Origin of the sequence: Streptomyces griseochromogenes, assembly GCF_001542625.1 — a bacterium.
Lineage (GTDB): Bacteria > Actinomycetota > Actinomycetes > Streptomycetales > Streptomycetaceae > Streptomyces > Streptomyces griseochromogenes.
On sequence record NZ_CP016279.1, the window covers coordinates 10,210,311 to 10,236,363 of the forward strand.

General features: G+C 71.8%; 22 protein-coding genes. 3 read left to right on the forward strand and 19 right to left on the reverse strand.

Going from position 1 to position 26,053, the window contains the following annotated elements; genetic code table 11:
• Positions 1–168 precede the first annotated feature (168 nt).
• The gene (locus AVL59_RS44545; RefSeq protein ID WP_067315844.1) at positions 169–924 is read left to right on the forward strand and encodes an SIS domain-containing protein; all 756 of its coding nucleotides are present in this window, start codon (positions 169–171) and stop codon (positions 922–924) included.
• 16 nt (positions 925–940) lie between these two features.
• Here AVL59_RS44545 and AVL59_RS44550 read toward each other — a convergent pair whose 3' ends face one another.
• On the reverse strand, positions 941–2,377 hold the full coding sequence (locus AVL59_RS44550; RefSeq protein WP_067318514.1) for a PAS domain-containing protein: 1,437 nt from the start codon (positions 2,375–2,377) through the stop codon (positions 941–943).
• A 446-nt stretch (positions 2,378–2,823) separates the two neighbouring features.
• The gene (gene pdxH, locus AVL59_RS44555) at positions 2,824–3,510 is read right to left on the reverse strand and encodes a pyridoxamine 5'-phosphate oxidase (protein WP_067315847.1); all 687 of its coding nucleotides are present in this window, start codon (positions 3,508–3,510) and stop codon (positions 2,824–2,826) included.
• A gap of 166 nt (positions 3,511–3,676) precedes the next feature.
• On the opposite strand from pdxH, the gene AVL59_RS44560 reads away from it, so the two are divergent.
• A complete protein-coding gene (locus AVL59_RS44560; protein WP_067315850.1) occupies positions 3,677–4,777 on the forward strand; it encodes a citrate synthase 2 in 1,101 nt (366 codons plus the stop codon).
• Between the two features lie 104 nt (positions 4,778–4,881).
• Here the strand turns inward: AVL59_RS44560 and AVL59_RS44565 are convergent, their stop codons facing one another.
• The 12 genes from AVL59_RS44565 to AVL59_RS44620 all read right to left on the reverse strand — a co-directional run bounded on the left by AVL59_RS44565 (position 4,882) and on the right by AVL59_RS44620 (position 20,217).
• Entirely contained in the window at positions 4,882–5,913 is a 1,032-nt protein-coding gene (locus AVL59_RS44565) for an isopenicillin N synthase family dioxygenase (RefSeq protein ID WP_067315853.1), read from the reverse strand.
• Positions 5,914–6,141: 228 nt separating this feature from the next.
• Positions 6,142–6,768: a TetR/AcrR family transcriptional regulator gene (locus AVL59_RS44570; RefSeq protein ID WP_067318516.1), complete on the reverse strand. Its 627-nt coding sequence runs from the start codon at positions 6,766–6,768 to the stop codon at positions 6,142–6,144.
• A gap of 31 nt (positions 6,769–6,799) precedes the next feature.
• Positions 6,800–7,537 (reverse strand): enoyl-CoA hydratase family protein, encoded by a 738-nt coding sequence (locus tag AVL59_RS44575; protein WP_067315856.1) that lies wholly within the window; start codon positions 7,535–7,537, stop codon positions 6,800–6,802.
• Positions 7,534–9,102, reverse strand: coding sequence for a 4-coumarate--CoA ligase family protein (locus tag AVL59_RS44580; RefSeq protein WP_067315858.1), 1,569 nt, complete (start codon positions 9,100–9,102; stop codon positions 7,534–7,536). The genes AVL59_RS44575 and AVL59_RS44580 overlap by 4 nt, the downstream gene beginning before the upstream one ends.
• Positions 9,103–9,127: 25 nt before the next feature.
• Positions 9,128–10,288, reverse strand: a complete 1,161-nt coding sequence (locus AVL59_RS44585) for an acyl-CoA dehydrogenase family protein (protein ID WP_067315861.1) — start codon at positions 10,286–10,288, stop codon at positions 9,128–9,130.
• 54 nt (positions 10,289–10,342) lie between these two features.
• Positions 10,343–12,184, reverse strand: a complete 1,842-nt coding sequence (locus AVL59_RS44590; RefSeq protein ID WP_067315863.1) for an acetyl/propionyl/methylcrotonyl-CoA carboxylase subunit alpha — start codon at positions 12,182–12,184, stop codon at positions 10,343–10,345.
• Positions 12,185–12,189: 5 nt separating this feature from the next.
• Positions 12,190–13,788 carry an acyl-CoA carboxylase subunit beta gene (locus tag AVL59_RS44595; RefSeq protein ID WP_067315865.1) on the reverse strand — a complete coding sequence of 533 codons (1,599 nt, stop codon included), beginning with the start codon at positions 13,786–13,788 and terminating at the stop codon, positions 12,190–12,192.
• A complete protein-coding gene (locus AVL59_RS44600; RefSeq protein WP_067315868.1) occupies positions 13,785–15,461 on the reverse strand; it encodes an acyclic terpene utilization AtuA family protein in 1,677 nt (558 codons plus the stop codon). Before AVL59_RS44600 ends, AVL59_RS44595 begins: the two co-directional genes overlap by 4 nt.
• Entirely contained in the window at positions 15,458–16,252 is a 795-nt protein-coding gene (locus AVL59_RS44605; RefSeq protein ID WP_067315871.1) for a TIGR03084 family metal-binding protein, read from the reverse strand. Before AVL59_RS44605 ends, AVL59_RS44600 begins: the two co-directional genes overlap by 4 nt.
• 94 nt (positions 16,253–16,346) lie before the next feature.
• Positions 16,347–18,059, reverse strand: coding sequence for an NAD-dependent malic enzyme (locus tag AVL59_RS44610; RefSeq protein ID WP_067315873.1), 1,713 nt, complete (start codon positions 18,057–18,059; stop codon positions 16,347–16,349).
• A 103-nt stretch (positions 18,060–18,162) separates the two neighbouring features.
• Positions 18,163–19,155 (reverse strand): hypothetical protein, encoded by a 993-nt coding sequence (locus AVL59_RS44615; protein WP_067315875.1) that lies wholly within the window; start codon positions 19,153–19,155, stop codon positions 18,163–18,165.
• A 45-nt stretch (positions 19,156–19,200) separates the two neighbouring features.
• Positions 19,201–20,217, reverse strand: a complete 1,017-nt coding sequence (locus tag AVL59_RS44620) for a hypothetical protein (protein ID WP_067315878.1) — start codon at positions 20,215–20,217, stop codon at positions 19,201–19,203.
• 108 nt (positions 20,218–20,325) lie between these two features.
• Between AVL59_RS44620 and AVL59_RS44625 the strand changes: the two genes are divergently transcribed.
• Positions 20,326–21,069 carry a class I SAM-dependent methyltransferase gene (locus AVL59_RS44625; RefSeq protein WP_067315880.1) on the forward strand — a complete coding sequence of 248 codons (744 nt, stop codon included), beginning with the start codon at positions 20,326–20,328 and terminating at the stop codon, positions 21,067–21,069.
• Between the two features lie 23 nt (positions 21,070–21,092).
• On the opposite strand, the gene AVL59_RS44630 is transcribed toward AVL59_RS44625, so the two are convergent.
• The 5 genes from AVL59_RS44630 to AVL59_RS44645 form a co-directional block, all read right to left on the reverse strand.
• The gene (locus AVL59_RS44630) at positions 21,093–22,004 is read right to left on the reverse strand and encodes an EamA family transporter (protein ID WP_067318518.1); all 912 of its coding nucleotides are present in this window, start codon (positions 22,002–22,004) and stop codon (positions 21,093–21,095) included.
• 239 nt (positions 22,005–22,243) lie between these two features.
• On the reverse strand, positions 22,244–24,226 hold the full coding sequence (locus tag AVL59_RS44635) for an ABC transporter ATP-binding protein (RefSeq protein WP_372450398.1): 1,983 nt from the start codon (positions 24,224–24,226) through the stop codon (positions 22,244–22,246).
• Positions 24,227–24,323: 97 nt separating this feature from the next.
• Positions 24,324–24,455, reverse strand: a complete 132-nt coding sequence (locus AVL59_RS55800; RefSeq protein ID WP_257785115.1) for a hypothetical protein — start codon at positions 24,453–24,455, stop codon at positions 24,324–24,326.
• A 123-nt stretch (positions 24,456–24,578) separates the two neighbouring features.
• On the reverse strand, positions 24,579–25,700 hold the full coding sequence (locus AVL59_RS44640; protein ID WP_067315882.1) for a lipid II:glycine glycyltransferase FemX: 1,122 nt from the start codon (positions 25,698–25,700) through the stop codon (positions 24,579–24,581).
• A 130-nt stretch (positions 25,701–25,830) separates the two neighbouring features.
• Positions 25,831–26,031: an SCO3870 family protein gene (locus tag AVL59_RS44645; RefSeq protein WP_067315884.1), complete on the reverse strand. Its 201-nt coding sequence runs from the start codon at positions 26,029–26,031 to the stop codon at positions 25,831–25,833.
• Positions 26,032–26,053: the final 22 nt, after the last annotated feature.

The window sequence follows — 26,053 nt, forward strand, 5'->3', positions numbered from 1 at the left end:
CCCCACCGACAAGCGGGCGCTACCGGGAAAACGGGGAGCCACGGCGATCCCGTCGACTGCGCACCGTATACGGCCGGTCGCACCCACGCGACGGACCGGCCGTATTGACACCGCATTGGTCCAGACCGCAGGGTGATCCGCGACACAGACGATGCGAAGGGGCACCGCATGAGCGACGGCACGCCTGCCGACCTGTTCTTCGACGCCGCCATCGGCCTGCTGCAACGGGTCCGCGAGGAGGAGGCCGAGACGATCAGCGCGGCCGGCACCCTGCTCGCCGACACCGTCGCGGCCGGCGGCCGGCTGTTCGCCTTCGGCGCCGGGCACTCCTCCCTGGCCGCCCAGGACGTCGTCTACCGGGCCGGCGGACTCGCCCTGATGAACCTGCTCGCCGTTCCCGGCGTCGTCGGCGTCGACGTCACCCCGGCCACCCTCGGATCCGCCCTCGAACGCGTCGACGGACTCGCGAGCGCCGTCCTGGACACCTCCCCGATCCGCGCCGGCGACGCCCTCGTGATCATCTCGCTCTCCGGCCGCAACGCCCTGCCCGTGGAGATGGCCCTCAACGCCCGCGCCCTCGGCGTGAAGGTCATCGGCGTGACATCGGTGGCCTACGCCTCACAGACCAGGTCCCGGCACTCCTCGGGCACCTTCCTGAAGGACCACTGCGACATCGTCCTCGACTCGAAGATCGCCGTCGGCGACGCGGAACTCACCCTCGACACCATCCCGGCCCCCTTCGCCCCGGCCTCCACGGTGGTCACCGCCGCCCTGATGCAGGCCGTCATGGCCACCACGGCCGCCACGCTCGCCGACCGCGGCATCGAGCCCCCGCTGCTGCGCTCCGGCAACGTCGACGGCGGCCACGACTGGAACGGACGGGTCATGGAGGAGTACGGGGACCGGATCTTCTACCAGCACTGAGCCGGACGCGCCGCCGCTACTCCCCGGCCTTCTCCCTCAGCACCGCCGCCAGGTCCAGGGCCGCCGCGATCCGTACGGCGACGTCCTCCGCGTAGGCCGCGTCCGCACGCTCGAAGCGGCTGCGGCCGGCCCCGCGCAGGAAAGTGACCACACCCAGCGTCCGGCCCCGGCTGCGCAGCACGGCACACAGGGCCCGCACGGAGTCACCGGGCCACTGCCGGGCCAGCGCCCACTCCCGCGCCCGCTCGGCCGGGACGGACCCCGCGTCCGCGCGCACGGTCGCGGCCCGCACGACACAGCTCAGCGCCGGATGACCCTCCTCGTAACGCACGGGCAGCCCGGCCGCGCCGGTGAGCACACTCGGCCCGGGCGTTCCGGCGGGCGTGGCGGCGAGCCGCACCAGCCGCACCGGAACCGCGTCGTCGCCCTCCGCGCGCGAGCCGCCCGCCAGACGATCCAGCAGGGCGTGGTCGGCGAAGCCGGCGAGAGCGAAGTCCAGATGGACGACGGCCGCCTCCGCCGGGTCCTCGCACTCGGCGGCGGCACGGGCCGCGCGGTGCAGCTGGTTGCCACGGAAGCGCAGCAGGGCCGCCTCCTGCTCGCCCTGCTTGCCCTCGGTGACGTCCTGGAACAGCCAGCCCACCCCGAGCGGTACGGGCTCCTCGGCGAGCGGCGAGGCCAGCCGCACGAACCCGCTGCGCCAGCAACGCCGCTTCTCGCCCTCGGCCGTGCGCACCGTCACCCACATCTCGGCCGGCGCCGGCGGCGCGCCCTCGGCCAGGACATGGGTGAGCGCGCCCTCCAGCTCCTCCACGCCCTGCGCGAGCAGCTCGCCGAGCGGCCGCCCGAGCGCGGACGTACGCCCGATGCCCAGGGCCCGCGCCGCGTGCGCGTTGACGACGGCGGGCCGCAGATCGGCGTCGACCAGGACCACACCCCAGGACGCGTCCTCGAACAGCGCCTCGCTCAGCGCGATGGACCGCTCCAGATCGATCTGCGCGTGCACCTCACTGAACGCGCAGTACACACCGGCCGGCTTCCCGTCCGGCCCACGCACGGCGGCCGACTGCGTCCGCACCAGAACCCGCCCGCCGACCTTCGTCACGAGGGCGAACTCATGAACCTGCCGGCCGGGCGCGTGCATCGCCGACATCAGACGCTCCTGCACGTCCTCGGCGTCGGCACTGCGCACCGCCCACCCCGCGAACCCGTGCCGCCCCACCGCCTCGGCGGCGGTCCAGCCGAGGATCCGCTCGGCCTCGCGGTTCCAGTGCGTGACCACCCCGTCCGCGTCGAAGGCGCACAGCGCCGCGTCCATGCCGTCCAGCAGCGCGGCGAGCAGATCGGAGCCGCCGGACTCCTCCGGACCGTCGTCAGAGCCGTGCGGACCGTCCGGCTCGGGCTCGTCCGGCCCCAGCTCGTCGGTGGTCCCACTCCGCCGGGAAGCACTCACCTGGACCCCCTGCAGGCTGCGTCGGCGCACCTACGGCGCTCAGTTCGCTCACTCGCCTTCATTCAACTGGAACGTGACGCAGCCCACATCCTGTTCCCGCAGATTGCAGCAATCAATGCCCGACACCGCGGCTCGGATCCTCGAGCACGACATCTCCGAAAAACAGTTGAGCCGGTCCCGGCGGCTTCCTAGGGTGTGACTTACGCCGAAAGGAGGTGATCGGGTAAATGAGTGAAACCCGGACGCGCGAGGTGGCTGCGGGCTAGCGGCCTGCCACCACACCATGTGCGGTGCCGGACCAGCGTGTGTGACAAACACGCAGCCGGCCTAACCCAACGCAGTCACCCGACCCGCGAGCTCGCCGGTACGTCCGGCCGGCTCCCCCGCCGATCAGGCGGAGGAACCGAGCTCGCGGGTCGTCTGCGTTCAAAGACGGCTCAGCGCCCTCAGGGGCTCAGGCGCTCCACGTCCCATCCCCCGTCCGGCCGAACCAGATACCGCAGCCGGTCGTGCAGCCGATTCTCGCGCCCCTGCCAGAACTCGACCGTCTCCGGCACGATCCGGAAACCGCCCCAGTGCGGCGGCACCGGCACCTGCTCCCCCTCCGGGTAGCGCGCGCCCAGCTCGGCATAGGCGGCATCCAGCCCGTCCCGGGACGCGATCACCGAGGACTGGGCGCTGGCCCACGCGCCCAGCTGCGAGCCGTGCGGGCGGGTGCGGAAATAGGCCGCCGTCTCGTCCCGCCCGGTGCGCCGGGCGACACCCGTCACGATCACCTGGCGGGCGATCGGGTGCCAGGGGAAGAGCAGCGAGACGTGCGGGTTGACGGCCAGCTCACGGCCCTTGCGGGAGTCGAAGTTCGTGTAGAAGACGAAGCCGTCGGTGTCGTACTGCTTCATCAGCACCGTGCGCGAGCTGGGCCGGCCCGACGCGTCCGCCGTGGCGACGACCATCGCGTTGGGCTCGTAGATCATTCCGTGCACGGCCGCCCGGGCGGCGTCCTCGAACCAGCGGGAGAATTGGTCCATCGGGTGCGCGGCGAGATCCCTCTCGTCGAGCCCCTGGGACCGGTACTGCTTGCGCATGGCGGCGGGATCGACGGACGGGTCGAGGCTGAGTTCGCGGTCGGTCACGCCGTCATCTTGCCCGTATCGAACGCGTGGCACTCAGTGTCGTATGGGCTGCCCAATCATGGCACTCGGGGTTATCGTGCTGCTTCCCCCGCGGATTGGGTGACCACCGGTCGATCGGGGCATCACCGGGGTGACCGCCGCCGACACTTTCACGAGGAGCCGCCTGATGTCCGACTTCGTACCCGGGCTCGAGGGAGTCGTCGCGTTCGAGACGGAGATCGCCGAACCCGACAAGGAGGGCGGCGCCCTTCGCTACCGCGGCGTCGACATCGAGGACCTGGTCGGGCACGTCTCCTTCGGGAACGTGTGGGGACTGCTCGTCGACGGCGCCTTCAACCCCGGACTGCCGCCCGCCGAGCCCTTTCCGATCCCGGTCCACTCCGGCGACATCCGTGTGGACGTCCAGTCCGCGCTCGCCATGCTGGCCCCGGTCTGGGGCTTGAAACCACTCCTCGACATCGACGCGTCCCAGGCCCGCGACGACCTGGCGCGCGCCGCCGTCATGGCGCTGTCCTACGTCGCCCAGTCCGCACGCGGGCAGGGGCTGCCGATGGTGCCGCAGCGGGAGATCGACAAGGCGAACTCGGTCGTCGAGCGGTTCATGATCCGCTGGCGGGGCGAGCCGGACCCGAAGCACGTCGCGGCCGTCGACGCCTACTGGACATCGGCCGCCGAACACGGCATGAACGCCTCCACCTTCACCGCGCGCGTCATCGCCTCGACCGGCGCGGACGTCGCCGCCGCGCTGTCCGGGGCCGTCGGCGCCATGTCCGGTCCGCTGCACGGCGGTGCTCCCTCCCGGGTCCTCGGCATGATCGAGGAGATCGAGCGGACGGGGGACGCCGAGGCGTACGTCAAGCAGGCACTCGACCGCGGCGAACGGCTCATGGGCTTCGGGCACCGCGTGTACCGGGCCGAGGACCCCCGTGCCCGCGTACTGCGCCGCACCGCCCGCGAGCTGGGCGCGCCCCGCTTCGAGATCGCGGAGGCGCTGGAGAAGGCGGCCCTGGAGGAGCTGCACAACCGGCGCCCCGACCGGATCCTGGCCACCAACGTCGAGTTCTGGGCCGCGATCATGCTGGACTTCGCGCAGGTCCCGGCGCACATGTTCACCTCGATGTTCACGTGCGCGAGGACCGCCGGATGGTCCGCGCACATCCTCGAACAGAAGCGGACCGGACGACTCGTGCGGCCCTCCGCGCGCTATGTGGGCCCTGGCCCGCGCGGCCCGCAGGAGATCGAGGGCTACGCGGACATCGCCCACTGACGGGGTCGATCAGGAGCACGGGCGACCGCGGGTGCATCGTGGCTTGTCGTGGTCGCGTGGCGGAGCCGCATGCCGACGCGGCTCCGTGCTCCTCGGGAAGTCGGTCAGGCCAGGGTCAGCAGGTTCCCGTGGTGGCGTTCCGCCACCAGCGGGTGTGCCCTCAGCTTGCCCTTGAGTTCGTTGTAGCCGTACTCGGCGAAGAGCGGGTTCGCCGGGTCGGTCGTGATGCCCGGGGCCGTGGCCGCGTGCGGGAAGGGCAGCGGCGCGATCCTGGCGTCCAGGCGGGGGTTGTAGAAGAAGGGGACCGAGAAGCGTTCGGTGGCTCCGGGCGGGCTGATCACCCGGTGGTTGGTGGCGATCAGGTAGCCGTTGGTGGCCACTTCCAGGAGTTCGCCGAGGTTGACGACGAAGGCGTCCTGGAGCGGGGGCACCTCGTGGAAGAGGCCGTCCTCGCGCTGGACCTGGAGGCCGCCGACGGTGTCCTGAAGCAGCAGGGTGAGGAACCCGTAGTCCTTGTGGGCGCCGACGCCCTGGTCGGTGCCGTCGCCCGCGCTGCCGGGGTAGCGGACGAGCTTGAGGTGCGGGTGTGCGTGGTCGCCGAAGATCGGGTCGTAGAAGCCGGCGGGGGCGCCGATCGCGGTGAGCAGTTCGTGCAGGAGGCGCTGGGCCACCGAGCTGAGCTTGTCGATCCAGGCCAGGGCGGCCGTGCGCAGCTCGGGGAGGGCGGCCGGCCACTGGTTGGGGCCCTCCAGCCACCAGTACGGCGGCTCGCCGGGGCCGGGGGCGTGGGCGGGGCGTTCGGCTCCTATGTCGAGCTGGTCGCGCCAGTCGCGTGCGCCGCGGGTCCGTTCGTCGCCGGTGCGGGTGTAGCCGCGGAAGTGCGGGGAGTTGACGTTGTCGAGCGCGAGCCTCTCGGCCTCGGGGAGGGCGAAGAAGGCGCGCATGGCTCTGAGCAGGGTGTCGGTCTCGGCTCGGGTCACGCCGTGTCCGACGAGCTGGAAGAAGCCGACGTCGTGGGCGGCGCTGTGCAGCTGGGCGTGGAGCAGGGCGCGGGCCTGGGGGCCGCGGTCGGCGGCCGACAGGTCGATGATCGGGAGCTGGTCGTACGACGGGGTCGTCGCGATGTGCGTCGTCATGGGTGCGTCCACAGGGTGTGTGGGCCACGGGCAGGCCGCCGAGGGTAGGGCGGCGCCCAGAATGCCGTAAGAAGGGGAGAAAAAAGGGGCTGAATTCAGGCCGAAAGCCGACAGCCCATGCTCGTGACGCGCACGTAGTCCACGTGGCGGCGGCGAACGAGCATCGGAAGCATGGGGCCAAGGGTAACGCGCCTCGGCGCGGACCCCTTCAGCCCCGGGCGGGCCCCTTCAGCCCAGCGATTCCTCCATGAGCACCGCCCACTGGGCCACCACCCGCTCGCGGCGGGCGGTGTCGTCGGTGAGGAGGTTGGCGAGGCCGAGGCCGCGGGCCATGTCGAGCAGTCCCTGGACGGTCTCGCGGACGCCGGGGCGCCTCTCGTCGGCGCCGAGGAGTTCTACGGCGATGCGGTGGGTCTCGCGGCCGACGCGGGCCTCCAGCTCGGTCACGCGCGAGCGCAGCTGCTCCTCGTCGGAAGCGGCGACCCACAGGTGCAGGGCGGCGCGGAAGAGGGGGCCGGTGTAGAGGTCGACGAGGGCGGAGACGACGGCGTGGCGGTCGGCGGCGCCGTCCGGGAACAGCTCCCTGAGGGCGGTGGAGCGCTGTTCGGCGACGTACTCGACGGCGGCCGTGAACAGGTCCTCACGGGTGGGGAAGTGGTGCTGGGCGGCACCCCGGGAGACGCCGGCGCGTTCGGCGACGACGGCGACCGTGGAGCCTGCCCAGCCGTGCTCGGCGAGGCAGGCCACGGCGGCCTCCAGGAGCCGCTGCCGGGTGGCCCGGCTGCGGTCCTGTTTGGGGCTGCGATCCGGCTTCGGGTCCGGCTTCGGGTCCGGTTTCGGGTCCCCATGCGGCACGTGGTCGCGTTCCGCCGTCGTGCTCACGTCCTCACACCACCCATGCCGCGTCCCGTCTTTCCAGGAAGGCCGTCATCCCCTCCCGGGCCTGGGCGGAGGAGAACAGCCGGGCCGAGAGCGCGGTCAGCTCCGCCGCGTCCCGGTCGAATGTCTCCAGCACCCTAGCCGTGAGCAGCGGTTTCGTCTCGGCCAGGGCCTGGGGGGAGGAGCGGCGCAGGCCGTCCAGGATGGGGGCGAGGGCTTCGTCCACGTCGTCGCCGGTGACGGTGAGCAGGCCGAGGCGTACGGCCTCGGCGGGGTCGAACCGCTCGCCGGTGAGGTAGTAGCGGGCCAGCGCCCGGGGGTCGGCGCGGGGGATCACCGGCAGGGAGATCACCGCCGGGGCCACGCCGATGCGGACCTCGGTGAAGGCGAAGGTGGCGCCGGTGGCGGCGGCGGAGATGTCGCAGGCGGCCAGCAGGCCGAGGCCGCCCGCGCGGACGTGTCCGGTGACCCGGGCGAGAACGGGTCTGGGCAGCTCGACGATCTGTCGCAGCAGGCCGACCAGGGCGTCCGGGTCGGGCGGGTCGCGCAGGTCGGCTCCGGCGCAGAAGGTGGTGCCGGTGTGGGTGAGGACGACGGCCCGGACCTCGGGGTCCTCGGCGCAGTCGGCCAGGGCCTTGGCGAGGTCGCCGACGAGGGCCGTCGAGAGTGCGTTGCGGGTGTCGGTGGCGTCCAGGCTGAGGGTTTCGACGCCGCGCGCGCGGGTGCGTCCGATCAGTGCGCTCATGTGTGCTCCCGGAGCTGCCGGCGCAGGATCTTCCCGGAGGTCGCGCGCGGCACGGTGTTGATGAAGGTGATCCGGCGGACGCGTTTGTAGGGCGCGACGCGCTCGGCGACGTACAGCATGATCTCGTTCTCGCTCAGGTCGTCGGCGGTGGGCTGGCGTACGACGAAGGCGTGCGGGATCTCGTTGCCGTCGTCGTTGCGGCCGCCGACGACGGCGGCGTCGGCGATGCCGGGGTGGGTGAGCAGCAGTGCCTCCAGTTCGGCGGGGGCCACCTGGAAGCCCTTGTACTTGATGAGTTCCTTGACCCGGTCGACGACGAAGAGCCAGCCGGCCTCGTCCACGTGGCCGACGTCTCCGGTGTGCAGCCAGCCCTCGGCGTCGATCATGGCGGCGGTGGCGTCGGGGCGGCCGAGGTAGCCCTTCATCACCTGCGGGCCGCGGATCAGGATCTCGCCGGACTCGCCGGTGCCGAGGTCCTTGCCGGGGTCCTCCAGGGAGACGATCCGCATCTCGGTGCCGGCGATGAGCTTGCCGACCGTGCCGGCGGGGGCCTCGTGCAGGGCGTCGAGGGGGACGACGTGGGTGCCGGGCGACAGTTCGGTCATGCCGTAGGCCTGGCCGATGGGCGGCAGGCCGAGCCGTTCGGCGCAGGCGGCGGCGAGCCGGGCGTCCAGCGGGGCGGCGGAGCAGATGACGTACTTCAGGGAGGAGAGGTCGTAGCGGGCCACGGCCGGGTGTTTCGCGAGGGCGAGGACGATCGGCGGGGCGACGTACAGGCCGGTGATGCGGTGGTTCTCGATGGCCGCGAGGAAGGTCTCCAGGTCGAAGCGGGGCAGGACGACGATCGTGGCGCCCTTGCGCAGGGGCGCGTTCATCAGGGCGGTCAGGCCGTAGATGTGGAAGAACGGCAGCACGGCGAGGATGCGGTCGCCGGGGCCCGTCGGGACGGGGGGCTCCAACTGGGCGAGGTTGGTGGCGATCTGCCGGTGGGTGAGCATCACGCCCTTGGGTATGCCGGTGGTGCCGGAGGAGTACGGCAGCGCGGCGATGTCCTCGGCCGGGTCGAAGTGGGTCCTCGGCTCGGGTGCGCGGGACGCGAGCATGTCGGCGAGGGAGCGGTGCCCGGGGGCGCTGTCGCAGACGAAGATCTCCTCCACCCCGCCCGCGATCTCGGCGGCCCGGCGGGCGGACTCCAGCAGCGGCGAGACGGTGATGATCCAGCGGGCGGCGCTGTCGGCGAGCTGTTTGGCGAACTCCTCGGGTGTGGCGAGCGGGTGCACGGTGGTGACGCAGGCCCCCGCGCGCGTGGCCGCGTAGAAGGCGGTCGGGAAGGTGATCGTGTTGGGGCTGTGCAGGGCGAGGACGTCGCCCTTGCGCACGCCCGCGTCGGCGAGGGCGGCGGCCAGCCGCCGGTGGAACCGGTCCACCTGCTCGTACGTGAGGGTGGTGCCGTCCGTGCCGTCGATGAGGGCCGGCAGGTCGCCGAATTCGGCGGCGCGGCCCAGTACGGCTTCGTGGATGGGCAGTTCTACGGGCGGAACGTCTGCGTACGCGCTGCGGAACACGGTTCCTCCATGCGGCTGCGGCGGCCTAGTACGACTTGGGCAGGCCCAGGGTCTGGTGGGAAACGTAGTTGAGAATCATCTCCCGGCTCACCGGAGCAATACGAGCCACACGCGCCGCCGTTATCAACGAGGCGAGCCCGAACTCGCGCGTGAGGCCGTTGCCGCCGAGGGTGTGGACGGCCTGGTCGACGGCCTTCACACAGGCCTCTCCGGCCGCGTACTTGGCCATGTTGGCCGCCTCGCCCGCGCCGATGTCGTCGCCGGCGTCGTACAGATGGGCCGCCTTCTGCATCATCAGCCTGGCCAGTTCCAGGTCGATGTGCGCCTGTGCGAGGGGGTGGGCGATGGCCTGGTGGGAGCCGATGGGGGCCTTCCAGACGGTGCGGTCGCGGGCGTACTCGATCGCTTTGGAGAGCGCGTAGCGGCCCATGCCGATCGCGAAGGCGGCGGTCATGATGCGTTCGGGGTTGAGTCCGGCGAACAGCTGCAGCAGACCGGCGTCCTCGTCGCCGACGAGCGCGTCGGCCGGCAGCCGTACGTCGTCCAGGACCAGCTCGAACTGCTTCTCGGCGGCGTTGAGCTCCATGTCGATGGGGTTCTTGTGGAAGCCCTCCGCGTCCGTGGGGACGATGAACAGGCAGGGCTTGAGGCGTCCGGTGCGGGCGTCTTCGGTGCGGCCGACGATCAGGACGGCGTCGGCCATGTCGACACCGGAGATGAAGACCTTTCGGCCGGTGAGGAGCCAGTCGGCGCCGTCCTTGCGCGCCGTCGTGGCGATGCGGTGGCTGTTGGAGCCGGCGTCGGGTTCGGTGATGCCGAAGGCCATGAGACGGGTGCCGTCGGCGATTCCGGGGAGCCACGTCTCCTTCTGGGCCTCCGTACCGAAGCGGGAGATCACGGTGCCGCAGATGGCCGGTGACACCACCAGCATGAGCAGGGGCGATCCGGCTGCGCCCAACTCTTCCAGGACTATGGAGAGTTCGGTGATGCCGCCGCCTCCGCCTCCGTGTTCCTCCGGGAGGTTGACGCCGAGGTAGCCGAGTTTCCCCGCCTCGGACCAGAGTTCGCTGAGGGGCTTGCCTTCGGCGACCGCGCGGGTGAGGTAGTCGCGGCCGTAGCGCCTGCCCAGGGCGGCTACCGCGGACCGAAGGGCCTTGTGTTCTTCGGATTCGAGGTGGGTGGTCATGCGAGTCCTCCGCGTGCGGGTTGGGTGTGGTTTCTCGCGCAGTTCCCCGCGCCCCTAGGTTTCTTGCACCACCGCCAGCAACATGCCCGGCTCCACCTGCTGCCCAGGTCTGGCGTGCAGGGCCGTGAGTGTTCCTGTGGCCGGTGCCGAGATCTGGTGCTGCATCTTCATCGCCTCCAGCCAGATCAGGGGATCTCCGGCCTGTACGGGCGTCCCTTCCGTCAGGCCCTCGGCGATGCGCACGACCGTGCCCGGCATCGGCGCGAGCAGGGAGCCGGGGGCGTGCTGGGCCGTCGGGTCGGGGAAGCGGGGCAGGGCGGTGAGGGCGGTGGAGTTGACGTGGACCTGGTCGCCGTAGCGTGCGATCTCGAAGCGCCGCTGTACGCCGTCCGCTTCGAGTACGACCAGGCGGGCGTCGGCGTGGACGACCCGTACCCCGTCGGCGGCGAGGCCCTGCCGGGTGTGCCGGTAGCGGACCTCGCGCTCCTCGCCCGCCATCTCGTACCGCTTGACCTGCGGCTGCGAGGGCAGGTTGCGCCAGCCGCCGAAGCGGGAGCGGCCGTGGGCGTCGGCGAGGGCGGCGGCCAGCGGGGCGTAGGGGTCGGGGGCGGGGCCGGTCAGGTCGGTGAGGTGGCGGTCGTAGAAGGCGGTGTCCATGCGGCCCGCCGTGAACTCCTCGTGCCGCAGGGAGCGGACCAGCAGGTCCCGGTTGGTGACCGGGCCGTGGAGCGCGGCACGTTCCAGGGCGCCCGCGAGCTTGCGGAGGGCCTCCGCGCGCGTGGGCGCGTGGGCGACGGCCTTGGCGAGCATCGGGTCGTAGTGGACGCCGATCACGTCGCCGTCGGTGTAGCCGGTGTCGAGGCGGACCCCTGCGGGTACGGCGAGGCGGTGCAGGGTGCCGGTCTGCGGGGCCCAGTCGCGGGCGGGGTCCTCGGCGTACAGTCGGGCCTCGATCGCGTGGCCGCGCGCGCGTGGCGGGTCTTTCGGGAGGGCGTGGCCCTCGGCGACACGGAGCTGTTCGGCGACCAGGTCGATGCCGAACACCTCCTCCGTGACGGGGTGTTCGACCTGAAGGCGGGTGTTCATCTCCAGGAAGTGCGCGCGGCCGTCGGCGACCAGGAACTCGACGGTCCCGGCGCCCACGTAGCCGACGGCGGAGGCGGCCTGTACGGCCAGCGCGTACAGATCCTCCGTGAGCCCCTCGGAGAGGCCGGGTGCCGGGGCTTCCTCGATCACCTTCTGGTGGCGGCGCTGGAGGGAGCAGTCGCGGGTGCCGAGTGTCCAGATCGTGCCGTGGGTGTCGGCGAGGATCTGCACCTCGACGTGGCGGCCGCGTTCGATGTAGGGCTCGACGAAGACCTCGCCGTCGCCGAAGGCGCTCGCGGCCTCGGCGCGCGCGCCCTCCAGCGCGGCGCTCAGCTCCTCCAGGCCGCGCACGATCCGCATCCCGCGTCCGCCGCCGCCCGCGGCCGCCTTGACGAGCACCGGCAGATCGGCCTCGGTGACCTCCCCGAGGGGGGCGATCCCCATCAGCTCCTTGGCGCGCGTCTTGGACGCCATCGCCTCGATCGCCTCCGGCGGCGGGCCGATCCAGACCAGGCCGGCGTCGCGGACGGCACGGGCGAAGTCGGGGTTCTCGGAGAGGAAGCCGTATCCGGGGTGCACGGCGTCCGCGCCGGCGGCCAGCGCCGCCTTCACGATCAGGTCGCCGCGCAGATACGTCTGGGCGGGCGTCGCCCCCGGCAGCCGTACGGCCGTGTCGGCCACGCGCGCGTGGAGCGCGTTCTCGTCCGCGTCCGAGTGCACGGCGACCGTCCGGATTCCCAACTCACCACAGGTGCGGAAGATCCGGCAGGCGATCTCGCCCCGGTTGGCGACGAGCAGAGTCGAAATCATGAGCCTCACATCCGGAAGACGCCGAAGCCGCCCCGCGCGCCCTCGTAGGGGGCGGTGTGGATCGCGGACAGGCACAGGCCGAGGACGGTGCGGGTGTCGCGCGGGTCGATGACGCCGTCGTCGTACAGCCGCCCGGACAGGAACATCGGCAGCGACTCGGACTCGACCTGCTGCTCCACCATGGCGCGCAGGGCGGCGTCCGCGTCCTCGTCGTACGGCGCTCCCTTGGCCGCCGCCGACTGCCGGGCGACGATCGAGAGCACACCCGCGAGCTGCTGCGGGCCCATGACGGCCGACTTGGCGCTGGGCCAGGCGAACAGGAAGCGGGGGTCGTAGGCGCGCCCGCACATGCCGTAGTGCCCGGCGCCGTAGGAGGACCCGATGAGGACGGACAGGTGGGGGACGCGGCTGTTGCTCACCGCGTTGATCATCATCGCGCCGTGCTTGATGATCCCGCCCTGCTCGTACTCCTTGCCGACCATGTAGCCGGTGGTGTTGTGCAGGAAGAGCAGCGGGATGTCGCGCTGGTTGGCGAGCTGGATGAACTGGGCGGCCTTCTGCGACTCCTCGCTGAACAGGACGCCCTGGGCGTTGGCCAGGATGCCGACGGGGTAGCCGTGCAGGCTCGCCCAGCCGGTGGCGAGGCTGGTGCCGTACAGCGGCTTGAACTCGTCGAAGTCGGAGCCGTCGACGATCCGGGCGATGACCTCGCGCGGGTCGAAGGGGATCTTCAGGTCGCCCGGGACGATGCCGAGCAGTTCCTCCGGGTCGTACTCGGGCGGGGTGGCCGGGCCCGGATCGCCGTACGCCTTGCGGTGGTTGAGGCGGGCGACCACGCGGCGCGCCTGGCGCAGCGCGTCCTGCTCGTCCACGGCGAAGTAGTCGGCGAGGCCCGACACGCGGGCGTGCATCTCGGCGCCGCCCAGGGACTCGTCGTCGCTCTCCTCGCCGGTCGCCATCTTCACCAGCGGCGGGCCGCCGAGGAAGACCTTCGCCCGCTCCTTGACCATGATCACGTGGTCGGACATGCCGGGGATGTACGCGCCGCCGGCGGTGGAGTTGCCGAAGACGACGGCGACGGTCGGGATGCCGGCGGCGGAGAGCCGGGTGAGGTCGCGGAAGATGGCGCCGCCCGGGATGAAGATCTCCTTCTGGGACGGCAGATCGGCTCCCCCGGACTCCACCAGGCTGATGCAGGGCAGCCGGTTGGCGAGCGCGATGTCGTTGGCGCGCAGGGCCTTCTTCAGGCTCCAGGGGTTGCTGGCGCCGCCGCGCACGGTCGGGTCGTTGGCGGTGATCAGGCACTCCACGCCCGCGACCACGCCGATGCCGGTGACCAGGGAGGCGCCGACCGTGTAGTCGCTGCCCCAGGCGGCCAGCGGGGACAGCTCCAGGAACGGGGTGTCCGGGTCGAGGAGCAGCTCGATGCGCTCGCGGGCGAGCAGCTTGCCGCGCCCCCGGTGCCGCTGGACGTACTTCTCGCCGCCGCCCGCGAGGGCTTTGGCGTGCTCGGCCTCCAGGTCGGCGAGCTTGGCGAGCATGGCCTCGCGGTTCGCCCGGTGGTCCGGGCCGTTGATGTCGAGGGCGGAGGACAGGACGGTCAAAGCAGGGCCTCCGGGATGTCCAGGTGGCGGGAGCGCAGCCATTCGCCGAGGGCCTTGGCCTGCGGGTCGAAGCGGTGCTGGGCGGCGACGCCCGCGCCGAGGATGCCCTCCACGACGAAGTTGAGGGCGCGGAGGCCTGGCAGCACGTGCCGGGTGACGGGCAGATCGCGGCTCTCGGGGATCAGCTCCCGGAAACGGTCGGCGGTCAGCTCGTGGACGAGCCACCGCCAGGCCTCGTCGGACCGCGCCCACACACCCACGTTGGCGTTCCCGCCCTTGTCCCCGCTGCGGGCGCCGGCGACGAGGCCGAGGGGCGCCCGGCGGGTCGGTCCGGCAGGGAGGGGCTCGGGCAGGGGCGGCTGCGGTGCGTCGTCCAGGGCGCGTGTCTCCTGGGGCGGGGACACAGGGATACGGCGTCCGTCGTCGAGGACCGCCACATGGTCGACGACACCATGGGGGACGTACACACCCTCGAAGACCCCATAGGGGGCACCCTTTCCGGGTGGCGCCAGCACATGGAACCCGGGGTAGCTGGCCAGTGCCAGCTCCACGGCCGCCCCGCTCAGCGCCCGGCCCACGACCTGCTGGTCCGGGTCCCGTACGACGAGTCGCAGCAGGGCGCTCGCGGTCTCCTCGGTGTCGGCGTCGGGCCGGTCGGTGCGCACCAGGTCCCAGCGGACCTCTGCCGGCGGGGACTTCGCCAGGGCCTCGGACAGCTGCTCCCGGACCAGGGCCGCCTTGGCCTCGATGTCGAGTCCGGTGAGGACGAAGGCGACCTCGTTGCGGAAGCCGCCGAGCCGGTTGAGCCCCACCTTGAGGGTCGGCGGGGGTGCCTCCCCGCGCACGCCCTCGATCCGCACCCGGTCAGGACCGTCCTGGCTCAGCCGTACGGTGTCCAGCCGGGCGGTGACGTCGGGGCCCGCGTACCGGGCGCCGCCGGTCTCGTAGAGCAGCTGGGCGGTGATCGTGCCGGTGTCGACGAAGCCGCCGGTGCCGGGGTGTTTGGTGATGACGCTGGTGCCGTCGGCGTGGATCTCGGCGAGCGGGAAGCCCGGACGGCGTACGTCGCCCTCGGTGAAGAACGCGTAGTTCCCGCCGGTCGCCTGGGTCCCGCACTCCAGGACGTGCCCGGCGACGACGGCGCCCGCGAGGCGGTCGTACTCCCCGGGCCGCCAGCCGAAGTGGGCGGCGGCGGGCCCGGTGACGAGCGCCGCGTCGGTCACCCGGCCGGTGATCACGATGTCGGCGCCGGCCCGCAGGCATTCGGCGATGCCGAACCCGCCGAGGTAGGCGTGGGCGGCGAGGGTGCCGGGGTGGGCGGCGGTCAGGTCGTCGCCCTCGACGTGCGCGACCCGGACCGGGATGCCGAGCCGGTCGGCCAACAGCCGTACCTCATCGGCGAGTCGGGCCGGGTTGAGACCGCCCGCGTTGGTGACGATCCGCACCCCGCGCTCATGGGCGAGGCCGAGGCAGTCCTCCAGCTGGCGCAGGAACGTGCGGGCGTAGCCGGCGGCCGGGTCCTTCAGCCGGTCCCGGCCGAGGATCAGCATGGTCAGCTCGGCGAGATAGTCGCCGGTGAGGACGTCGACCTCGCCGCCGGTGAGCATCTCGCGCAGGGCACCGGCGCGGTCGCCGTAGAAGCCAGAGAAGTTACCGATGCGCAGAACCGTCACTCCGGGGTCCCCTTCGGCGGGCGGCCGGTGCCGGGCGGGCCCGCGAAGGCCTGGGCGATGTCGAGCCAGCGGTCGGCGTCGGAGCCCTCGGCGTGGAGGGTGAGGTCGGCGCGGTGGGCGCGCTGGGTGACCAGGAGGCAGAAGTCGAGGGCGGGGCCGGTGACACGCTGGCGCGCGTCGGGCTCTCCATAGGTCCACACCTCGCCGGACGGGGCCGTCACTTCGACGCGGAACTCCTCGCCCGGCACGGGCAGGCCGTGCACGCCGAAGGCGAAGTCCCGCGCCCGCACCCCGATGCGGACCACATGGCGGAGTCGGTCGGTGGGTGGGCGCACCACACCTAGGGCGTCTGCGACATCCTGGCCATGGGCCCAGGTCTCCATGAGCCGGCCCGTGGCCATGGCGGCGCCCGACATGGGCGGCCCGAACCAGGCGAACCGGGCGCCGCTCGGCGCCGCCCTGAGCGCTCCGTCGAGCGCGGCCCGGCCCTCCCGCCACCGGGACAGCAGTTCGGCGGGCCGAAGCCGGGCGCCTTCCTCGGCGCCCTCGTCCACATAGGCGTCGGGGGCGGTCAGGGCCTGTTTCACGGACTCCTGGAAGCCGTCCGGGTCCGTCACGGCGAGCAGTGCGGCCTGGTCGGTCCAGTGCAGATGGGCGATCTGGTGGGCGATGGTCCAGCGCGGCGCGGGCGTCGCGAGCGCCCACCGCTCCTCGGTCAACTCGGTTACCAGAAGGTCGAGTTGTTCGCTTTCCTCGCGCAGGTCGTCGAAGACGGGCGTCGGGTCGGACATGGGGGGAGCATGGCAGCGGCACCAGAAACAATCAAGCGTGCTTGCATGAATTTGACCGGAAGCCGACCGGTGGGGGCGCTGCCCCCACCGTCCGTCACACCGCGTCCACCGGTGGATACACCGGCTCCCACCGCGCCGCCCGGACCGCCGCCTCGACGTCGTCCAGACCGGCCCGTGCCACTCCCTCCTCCGCCGCCGCCCCGGCCACCGCCACCGCGACCGCCTCCGACGTGCGGCGCAGGTCGCGGATCGGCGGGAGGACCGGCGTGTTCGGCCGGGCGGCATCCGCGTCGTCCGTCCGGCGGGCCACCGCGTCCGCCGCAGCACGGAGCATGCGGTCGGTGACCCGGGAGGCGCGCGCGACGACCGCGCCGAGGCCGAGACCGGGGAAGACCAGGGCGTTGTTGGCCTGGCCGATCTCGTACGTCGTACCGTCCCGTTCGACCGGCGCGAAGGGGCTGCCGGTGGCCACCAGCGCCTTGCCGTCGGTCCAGTCGAGCAGGTCGGCCGGGCCGGCCTCGGCGAGGGCGGTGGGGTTGGACATGGGCAGGATGATCGGCCGCTCGCTGTGCCGGGCCATCTCGCGGACGATCGTCTCGCTGAAGGCGCCGCCCTGGCCGGAGGTGCCGATGAGGATGGTCGGCCGCACCCTGCGCACCACCTCGTCCAGCGGAACACCGGGGAGGCTCTCGTCACGGCGCCAGTCATCGACCTCATCGGCGGGACGGGCGTACGGCACCTGGAAGTCGCGGAGCTTGTCGCCCTGGTCGGCGGTGAGCAGGCCGTACCGGTCGACGCACCAGAAGCGGGCGGTGGCCTCGGCCTCGGACAGCCCCTCGGCGACGAGGGCGTCCCGGAGCTGTTCGGCGACGCCGATACCGGCCGTGCCCGCGCCGAAGACCACGATCCGGTGCCGGGGCAGGGGCAGGCCGGCGGCCCGGGCGCCGGAGAGGACGGCGGCGAGGTTGACGGCGCCGGTGCCCTGGATGTCGTCGTTGAAGGTGCACACCCGGTCGCGGTAGCGGTCGAGGATGCGGCGGGCGTTGGCGGTGCCGAAGTCCTCCCAGTGCAGCAGGGCTTTCGGGAAGAGCCTGGTCGCCGTGGTGACGTAGGCGTCGATGAAGGCGTCGTAGGTGTCGCGGTCGGCGCGGGGGTGCCGGTTGCCGAGGTAGAGGGGATTGTCGAGGAGTTCCTGACGGTTGGTGCCGACGTCGAGCATGACCGGCAGGGTGCGGCGTGGGTCGATGCCGGCGGCGGCCGTGTAGACGGCGAGCTTGCCGACGGCGATGTCGATGCCGCCGACGCCCCAGTCGCCGATGCCGAGGATGCCCTCGCCGTCGGTGGCCACGATCAGATCGACGTCGTCGGCGCCGAGGCCGCTCGCGCGCAGGGAGCGCTCGATGTCGTCCGGGGCGTCCACGGAGAGGTAGATCCCGCGCGGGCGGCGGTACTCGTAGCTGTAGCGCTCGATGGCCGTGCCCACGGTGGGGGTGTAGACGATGGGCAGCATCTCTTCGAGGTGGTCGCCGACGAGCCGGTAGAACAGCGCCTCGTTGCGGTCGTGCAGGTTGGTCAGGTTGACGCTCTTGGCGAGGTCGTCCGGCTGCTGCCGGAACTGGGCGTAGGCCCGTTCGGCCTGCTCGTCCTGGGTGAGCACATGGGGAGGGATCAGACCGACGAGGTCCAGGGCCCGGCGTTCCGCTCCGGTGAACGCGGTGCCGCGATTGATCCGGGGGTCGGCGAGCACGGCTCGGCCACGGGCGGTGATCTTCAGCGGGCGGGGGGTGGTGTCGCTGGTGCCGGTCACGGGGCCACTTTTCCACAAGGGCGACTCCCGTGCGCACGTGAACCACTACTCTCAGTGAGCATCGTCGGGGATGATCACACCGTTGCTGTCGCAGGTGATCCGCTCACTGGGTGATGACGCGGATCGGGTGTCCCGGGTCGCGTGGGCACACCGTGATGATCAGGCGGCCGCGGCCCGGCGAGACGCCGGTGGGGGTGTTCGCCCGCTCGGCGTTGGGGTCCCGCTGGTCCTCGTGGGGGAGCCAGCTCGTGGTGCCGCTGTCCCATTCGCGGTCGGACACGGTGAGGAGGGGGACGCGTTCCGCGCGGCAGACGGAGCAGCTGAGGGGGCCCGGTCCGGTGAGGTTCCAGGCGATGTGGCCGCCGACCTTCCAGCCGGGTGCGGTGGACAGGTCGCAGACGTATCGGTCGCCTTCGTCCTCCGGTCCTGCCCATGCGGCGATACGGTCCTGCAGGGAAGGGGCGAGGACTTCGATCCACGGGTACTCGACGATCTCCTCGGGATGCAGCACGCAGGGGGACGGGACGAGTTCGGGGCGGCCGACGACCTCCGGTACCGGCTGCTCGGCCAGAACGGTTGCGACGTCCTCCGAGTGACGCCGGCGCAGCTGTACGTGGGGCTCGTAGCGGCTGTCCCCGTGCCTTTCGAAGCCGCACCAGAACACCTGGAGCAGGTCGCCCTCCCCCGTGTCGGGCAGTGCGGGGACGTCACGCCGGTACAACTGGGCCACGGCGATCAGCGGAACGGGGTCCGTGTCGGCGAGATGCGGGGCGTGCCGGCCGCGCTTGAACCCCGCGAGTTCCTCCCGTTCCTCGGCGTTCGGCCCGGTCCGTGGGTCGCGCCGCCAGGCCCGCCGCAGGATCTCGCGCTCGCGCAGTACGTCGGCATAGCGGTAGCCGCTCCCGCGCTTGTGCGGGATCACACAGACCGGCCAGGGCTCGTCGGCGGGCCACAGCAGCGGGCCGCCGGCCGAACTGTCGTGCGTCGTGGGGGTCCCGCGGCGGGGGTGCAGACGCGTGGCGGTGCGGCGCGTCGGGGTGAGTTCAGGGAAGATCGCCGCCACGTCGACGGGGCGGGGCGGGGTGGTACGGGTCATGTGCGGGAGATCCCTGGTGGGTGGTGGGGGCGTCGAGTGACGTGGTCATCGCGTGCCGGTCGGCCGCCACCTGCGCACGAGGTCTCCTTCTGTCGTCAGCCAGGTGCCGTCGCCGAGAGCGAGGGGGTCGCAGCACGTGGTGCCGGGATAGGCGAGCTCGCCGGTGGGCCGGAGAGTGTGGCCGTCCAGGATCAGGTGGCGGTTGTCCTCCGTGTCCTCCTCCTCGGCGACAGCGGCCAGGACCCGGTCCCGGTCGAGGAAACCGGGGCGATGGCCGACGAAGCGCAGGCCCTCGGGAAGCGTCTCCCCGACTTCGGCGACGACGTCTTCCGCACCCGCCTCCCAACGGCTGATCCACTCGCCTCCCACGTCCGTCTTGATCACCGCCCCGTCGAGGCTCAGCCCGGCGAACGGGTCGTTCTCCAGGCCTATGTTCGCCGTGTGCAGGGCATCGTCCCGCAGGGTGACCTCAAGGGAGTGGAACGTGTCGCCCATCAACGCGTCCAGGAACACCTGACCCGGGTCGGTGCGGGACTGCTGGAAGATGTAGCCCGCCGTCGCCGACGGCAGCACCGTGTCGGTGACGTGTCGTCCGTCGGCCAGATCGAGGGCGACGCACAGGTCTCCCCGGTACAGGCCGTCCCGGCCCGGTCGGCCCGTGGTGGTGACGAGAAGACGGCGGCCCGACGCGTCCGGGGTGCAGGCGGGGGTGGCGTTGTGCGCGTCCGGCCACGGCTGGAACCTGTACGTCCACCGCACGCGCCCCGCGATGTCGTACACCGTGACCAGGCCGTTGACGATCAGCGCGAGACCGCCGTCCGGCAGTGGCGAGGCGAACCCGTGCTCCTCACCGGACCGCGGGCAGGGCCAGTGGCGCTGTTCGGCGAAGAGGCGGGAGGCGTCCGCGGCCACCCTGCACACGACCGTCTCGTCCCCGGACCGGGAGACCAGCCAGCAGGAGCGGTCGCGCACCAGGAACGAGTCATGCCGGGTGGAGCAGTCGCGGTAACCCGGCAGTTCCTGTTCGGCGAGGAGTTCGGCGGTGTGGCATGCGTAGTTCATGATCCTGGATCATGGACGTCCGATCAGCGCCCGTCGGTTCCCGGGCCCTTGCCGCCGCCCGTGGAAAAGGGCGCGCGTGGCGGGTGGGCGCCGCAGTACCGTCGGCCGGTGCTCGATGACGACGGTTACTTCGGAGAGTCGGTAGCGGCCACGTACGACGAGTCGGCCGCGGGGATGTTCGAGGCGGAGGTCGTGGAACCGGCCGTCGGCTTCCTGGCGGAGCTGGCGGGTGAGGGGGGCCGGGCCCTGGAGCTGGGCGTCGGCACCGGACGGATCGCGCTGCCGCTCGCGGGGCGCGGGGTCGAGGTGCACGGCGTCGATCTGTCCCGGGCGATGGTGGAGCGGCTGCGGGCCAAGCCGGGCGGGGACGGGATCGGGGTGACGATCGGGGACTTCGCGACCACGAGGGTGGACGGCACCTTCTCCCTCGCCTACCTCGTCTACAACACGATCATGAATCTGACCTCGCAGGACGCCCAGGTGGACTGCTTTTGCAACGCCGCGGCCCATCTGGAGCCCGGCGGCCGCTTCGTCGTCGAGGTCGGGGTGCCCGATCTGCGGCGGCTGCCGCCCGGGCAGGACGCGGTGCCCTTCCGTGTGGACGGCGGGCGGCTGGGCTTCGATCTCTACGACGTGGCGACGCAGTCGCTCACCTCGCACCATGTGGAGGTCGTGGACGGCCGCGGTACATATCTGGCGGTCCCGTTCCGGTACGTGTGGCCGGCCGAGCTGGACCTGATGGCCCGGCTCGCGGGGCTGCGGCTGCGCGAGCGGTGGGACGGCTGGACCCGGGAGCCCTTCACCGGCGAGAGCCGACAGCATGTGTCGGTGTGGGAGAAACCCGCCCGCTGACGCCGTCCGGCGCCCGCTGACGCCTACTGACCCTCGGCCGGAAGGGGCGGCACCTTGCTCCGGCCCACCTGGGTCCGTACCGCGCCGATGCTCGCCGCGATGACCAGGGCGATCGCGGCGGCCTCCGCGGCGGACAGGGCCTGGCCGAGGATCAGGAAGCCGGCCGTCGCCGCGAGGGCCGGCTCCAGGCTCATCAGGATGGCGAAGGTGGAGGCGGGCAGGCGGCGCAGGGCGAGGAGTTCGAGGGTGTAGGGCAGGACCGAGGAGAGCAGGGCCACCGCCGAGCCGAGCGCGACGGTGCCGGGGTCGAGGAGACGGCTGCCTGCGTCGACGATGCCGAGGGGGAGGAAGAGCAGGGCCGCGATCGCCATGGCCAGCGCCAGTCCGTCCGCCTGCGGGAAGCGGCGGCCGGTACGGGCGCTGAAGACTATGTATGACGCCCACATGGCGCCGGCGCCCAGGGCAAAGGCGACGCCTATGGGGTCGAGGTCGCTGAAGCCTCCGCCGCCGAGCAGGAACACGCCCGCGAGGGCGAGGCCCGCCCAGAGCGCGTTGATCGCACGGCGGGAGGCCAGGACGGACAGGGCCAGCGGGCCGAGGACCTCCAGGGTGACGGCGGGGCCGAGCGGGATGCGGGCCACCGCCTCGTAGAAGAGGCCGTTCATCGCGCCCATGGTGATGCCGAAGACGAGCACCGTGCCCCAGTCGGTGCGGGAGTGGCCGCGCAGCCGGGGGCGGCAGACCACGAGCAGGACGATCGCCGCCGCGAGCAGACGCAGGGTGACGACGCCGAGGGCTCCGGCCCTCGGCATCAGGGTGACCGCGAGGGCGCCGCCGAACTGCACCGAGACACCTCCGGCCAGCACCAGGCCGACCGGACCCAGCGAGCCGAGGCGGCCGGGGGTGCGCGAAGACTGCGGCGGCATCGATGACATCGAGGTGGCGGCGCTGGGGCTGTTGACGGTGCTCACGGCGGTCCTGTGCTGGCTCGGATCAGATCATGTACATCTCCATGTACTACCGAGTCCAGGGTAATGGACTTCGTCAGGGGTGTGAACTGCTTATGGAACTGTCCTGGATGGTGAGATGCACCCCTCTCGGATACCGGTCCCGAGACCGGTTTCAGAGACCGGTTTCAGAGACCGGTTTCAGAGGCTGGTTTCAGAGGCTGGTTTCAGAGGCCGGGCCACGGCTCCTCGTGCGCGGGCCGGGGCCAGGTGGCGCCCTGGGCGGAGACCGGACCGGCGGCCTGGGCCGGGTACGGGTCGTGACCGTACGGCCCGTACCCGGTCGTGTACTCGTACACCGGCGCCTGCGCCGGTGCGGGCGGGGGCTCCTCCTCGAACAGCGGCAGCCGCAGCTCGGCCGTGTCCATGGACGCGTTGTTCTGTGAGCGGTGCAGCCGCGCGTACGCCCCGCCCCGGGCGAGGAGTTCGTCGTGACGGCCGGTCTCCACGATGCGGCCGCGGTCGACGACGAGGATGCGGTCGGCGTCGGGGGCGAGGTTGAGGTCGTGCGTGATCATGATCGTCGTACGGCCCGCCATCAGACGGCGCAGGGGTTTGACGACGCGGCGGGCGGCCATCGCGTCCAGGCCCGTGGTCGGCTCGTCCAGGACCAGCACCGGTGCGTCGCGCAGGATCGCGCGGGCGATCGCCAGACGCTGGAGCTGGCCGCCGGACAGCCGGGCCGAGTTGGGATCGATTCCGGTGTCGTAACCCTCGGGGAGCCGGACGATGAAGTCGTGCGCGTCGGCCGCCCGCGCCGCCTCCTCGATCGCCCGGTCGCTGGCGCCGGGGCGGCCGCAGGCGATGTTGGCGCGGACCGTGTCGTGCAGGACCAGGGTCTCCTGCGGGAGGAGGGTGACGTACTCGCGCAGCCGGGCCAGCGGGAAGTCGCGCAGCGGAACGCCGTCGAGGAGGACGTCTCCCGCGTCCGGGTCGTAGAAGCGGAGCAGGAGCTTGGAGACCGTGGACTTTCCGGCACCGCTCGGGCCGGTGATGATCACCAGTTCGCCGGGGCTGACCGCGAAGGAGAGTCCCTGGAGGGCGGCCTTGTCCGCGCCGGGGTAGCGGAAGGAGACACCCCGCGCCTCGACCGTGCCGTCCGGGCGGCCGGTCTCGGTGCCGTGCCGCGGGTCGGTGACCGAGGGCCGCACGTCCAGGATCTCGATCAGCCGCTCGGCGCCCGCCGTGGCCGCGGTGACCGTGAGCCCGAGCTGAGCCAGCCCGCGCACCGGCGGATAGAGGTAGCCGAGGAACGCGGCGAAGGCGAGGAGCTGGCCGAGCGTCATACGCCCGGTGGAGATCTCCCAGGCGCCGATGCCGATCACGGCGAGCACACAGACCGTCTCGATGACCTGGACGAGCTGCTCGTAGGCCTCGCCCAGCCGGGTCGAGCGGACGGAGGCACGGAACCAGGCGTTCGCCTCCTCGCGCAGCCGCCGGAGCTCGGCGTCCCGGCGGTCGTAGGCCTGGGTGAGCACGATGTTGCCGAGGGACTCCTCGACGACGGAGGTGATCGCGCCGTCGGCGACCCGGCCCTCGCGGGAGACGTCCTTGATGGCACCGGAGAAACGGCGCGCGGCCAGCCAGAACAGGGGCGCGAGGACGAAGGTGGCGGCGGCCAGGTCCCAGCGCAGCCAGAACGCGGCGGCCGCGTAGAAGAGGGCGGAGAAGGCGGCCGAGGCGGCGCCCACCAGACCGGACACGACCATCGTCTCGATCGCCTCGACGTCGCTGGTCAGGCGGGAGAGCAGATCGCCCTGGCGGTGGTGCTGGAAGAAGTGCGGGGGCAACTGCTGGACGTGGTCGAAGACATGCTCGCGCAGCCGCATCACGAAGCGTTCGGTCACCCACGCGGCAAGGGAGTTGCCCGCGTACGCGACCAGCGCGCCGACGACGGCGATGCCCAGCCACTTGACGGCCGGGCTCCAGAACGCGGCGAGCGAACCCTTCTGCAGGGCGTGGTCGGTGAGGTCGCTGAAGAGCAGGATGGCCTCGGTCTCGGCCAGCGCGGCGATCACCGTGCACACCCAGACCAGGAGCAGCCAGCGGCGCAGCCCTCCGGTCAGCGGCCAGAAGCGGCGGAACGCGGTGCGGGCCGGAATGGCGGGCGTGTCCTCGTACTCATATTCCTCGGCCTCGCTCTCAGCCACGCCCATTTCACACCCCTGCTTTCCTTCGCCGGAATTTCTGGAATTCAGAACCGCAAAGAGGACCGACGGCGAACCGTCGGTCCTCGTTACGGCTGGATCAGCGGTCCTGGCCGGGGATCGGCTTGGGCAGCGGCTTCGGCGCCTTCTTCTTGGGCTTCGGCTTCGGTGGCGGGGGAGGCAGCTGCTTCTTGGGCTTCGGGGGCAGCGGGGCGAGCTTCCTGAGGCTCATTTCCGACTCCTTTTAGTAGCGCTGTACTTGCGTCTTGAATTCCGTGTCCGGAACCCGACATCGAAGAAGCTACACAGGAGGTCTGTGATTACCCTTGGAATACCTGGGAGTTACTTTAGGGACTCAGCGGCGGGCCATGTAGACGTCGAACGCCTTGTGCAGCAGCCGGTTGAGCGGGAAGTCCCACTCGCCCAGGTACTCCACGGCCTCGCCGCCCGCGCCCACCTTGAAGCGGAGCAGCCCCAGCAGATGGTTGGACTCCTCCAGGGTGTCGGTGATGCCCCGGAAGTCATAGACATGGGCGCCGAGTTCATGGGCGTCGGTCATCATCCGCCACTGCATGGCGTTGTTGGGCTGGACCTCGCGCTTGCGGCTGGTGGAGGCGCCGTAGGAGTACCAGACGTGGCCGCCGACGATCAGCATGGTGGCGGCGGCGAGGACGTCACCCTCGTGCTGGGCGAGGTACAGGCGCATCCGGTCCGGGTCCTCGGCCGTCAGCGCCGTCCACATGCGCTGGAAGTACGACAGCGGGCGCGCGATGAACCGGTCGCGCTCGGCGGTCTCGGCGTAGAGACCGTGGAAGACCGGAAGGTCCTGGTAGCCCCCGCGTACGACCGTCACGCCCGCCTTGCCGGCCTTCTTGATGTTGCGCCGCCACTGCTGGTTGAGGCCGCGGTGGACGTCCTCCAACGACCGCCCGGCGAACGGAACCTGGCACACGTACCGGGGCTGGCCGACGGCGAAGCCCTCCTCGCCGCCCGGCTCGGCCTGCCGCCAGCCCAGGCGGCGCAGACGCTCTGCGAGTTCCCCGGCACGCGGCTCGTACGACGTCGCGTCCGCGTCCCGCAGCCGGTGTGCGCCCGGGTCGGCGATCGCGGCTTTGACCGCCTCGGGGCTCCACCGCCGTACCACCACGGGCGGCCCCATCTTCACCGAGAAGGCGCCCCGGCGCTTCAGGTACGCGAGCATCGGCTCCAGCCAGCGCTCCAGGCCGGGCGCGTGCCAGTCGATGACGGGCCCTTCGGGCAGGTACGCCAGATACCGCTTCACCTTGGGCAACGGCCGCAGCAGCACCAGCCCGACGCCGACCGGCCGCCCGGCCGCATCGAACCAACCCAGGCTCTCCGCCTGCCAGTCGGGCTTCACGTCCCCCCAGGACGGCAGCTGCATATGGCTGGCGGAGGGCAGGGAGGCCACGAAGGCCAGATGCTCGGCACGGCTGATGGGGCGGAGTGTGAGGGTCATGCGCGGGACTCCTTCGGGGTGACTGGTCCGGCCACCCTCTATGAGCCCCTCCGCGGAACCGGCGGTTGCGGGCACCAGGGGCAGCCCGGCGCCCGCAACCGCTCCCACCGTGGAACTCAGGTCGAAGAACTCAGTTCACGTGCTCCTGGCGAGCGCGGACCCACGTCACCACGACGAGAGCCGCGGTGACGTACATGACGACGCTGGCGGTGGCCACGGATTCGACGTACGGCTCGTAGCCGTCCGCGCGGAGCTGGAGCGTCAGGAAAGCGAGAGCAGTGCCGAGCGCCGCTATCGCGGTCGCCAGACTCGCGAACGGGACCTTGGCCATGGGTTGTTCCTCCAAACTGCGA